Source organism: Rhodopirellula islandica (assembly GCF_001027925.1).
Classification (GTDB): domain Bacteria; phylum Planctomycetota; class Planctomycetia; order Pirellulales; family Pirellulaceae; genus Rhodopirellula; species Rhodopirellula islandica.
In genome coordinates this window covers 1-1592 of the sequence record NZ_LECT01000039.1, presented here as the reverse complement: position 1 = coordinate 1592, position 1592 = coordinate 1, and the positions used below count along the sequence as shown (strand labels likewise).

General features: G+C 52.6%; 1 protein-coding gene. It reads right to left on the bottom strand.

Annotation, left to right across the window (positions count from 1 at the left end):
- Positions 1-207: 207 nt before the first annotated feature.
- Positions 208-588 carry a GxxExxY protein gene (locus tag RISK_RS19305; RefSeq protein WP_236696468.1) on the bottom strand — a complete coding sequence of 127 codons (381 nt, stop codon included), beginning with the start codon at positions 586-588 and terminating at the stop codon, positions 208-210.
- Between the last annotated feature and the right edge of the window lie 1004 nt (positions 589-1592).

Here is a 1592-nt window from a genome sequence, read left to right as displayed (position 1 = left end):
TTCGCATCAATCAATCACACCACGTTCCCATGGATCGGCCGTCAAAGATTCCAACCCACCCTTCGGAAAGACGGCAATGTTTGCATCGGGGTGACCGGGCCGAATCGTCATCCGTTAACGGTCACGCAATGACCACCTTCCAAATCAGCGGGCCATTTTAAACGCGGAGTGGCGGAGGAGCGGAGCTTCGCGGAGAGAGGTCAGCGATCAACCTGGTTGGGGACCGCCGTAACGGTTGACGATGCGATGCAAGCCGTCAATCAACTTTGCTTCGTGAAAATTGATCAGCAATCCAACATTCAGTTTCATCAAACGCAGATATGACAGAGTCTGCGTTTTGTCGATGGGATGGATTTGAGTCTTCGCTTTCAATTCAACGACAACCAAGCCTTCCACCAAGAGATCAGCACGAAAAGCACAAGGTTCATGCAGATCGTCGTAGTCAATCGCGACAGGCTTCTCTTCCACAACCGCCAAGCCTCGCTTCCGAAGTTCGTATGCCAGACAACGTCGATAGACATGCTCCAAGAGCCCTGGACCAAGTCGGCGATGAACTTCAATGGCTGCACCAATGATTACATCAGTCACTTCATTTGGTTCCATCTCAATCTCCAACAGCGTGACATTTTCACGTTCCATTCTCCGCGATGCTCCGCTCCTCCGCCACTCCGCGTTTCAACATTCGCATCAATCAATCACACCACGTTCCCATGGATCGGCCGTCAAAGATTCCAACCCACCCTTCGGAAAGACGGCAATGTTTGCATCGGGGCGACTGGGCCGAATCGTCTCCCACTAACGATCACGCAATGACCACCTTCCAAATCAGCGGGCTATTTTAAACGCGGAGAGGCGGAGGAGCGGAGCTTCGCGGAGAGAGGTCAGCGATCAACCTGGTTTGGGTCCGCCGTAACGGTTGACGATGCTGGCCATCAATCAATTGTGATTTAAAAAATTGGATGTGCATGCCAACATCCAATTTCAGCAAACCCAAATGAGACCAAGCCGGCGAGGAACTTCGATCGCTGCACTAATGACCACATCAGTCAACTTCATTTGATTCCATCTCAATCACCACCAGCTCAGCACCCTCTTCCCCCCATTCTCCGCGATGCTCCGCTCCTCCGCCACTCCGCGTTTCAATCTTCGCATCAATCAATCACACCACGTTCCCATGGATCGGCCGTCAAAGATCCCAACCCACCCTTTGGAAAGACGGCAATGTTTGCATCGGGGCGACTGGGCCGAATCGTCATCCGTTAACGATCACGCAATGACCACCTTCCAAATCAGCGGGCCATTCTAAACGCGGAGAGGCGGAGGAGCGGAGCCTCGCGGAGAGAGGGCACCGATCAATCTGGTTTGGGTCCGCTGTAGCGGTTGACGATGCGATGCAAGCCGTCGATCAACTTTGCTTCGTGAAAATTGATGAACATGCCAACATCCAATTTCATCAAACCCAAATGAGACCAAGCCGGCGATGAACTTCGATCGCTGCACCAATGACCACATCAGTCAACTTCATTTGATTCCATCTCAATCACCACCAGCTCAGCACCCTCTTCCCCCCATTCTCCGCGATGCTCCGCTCC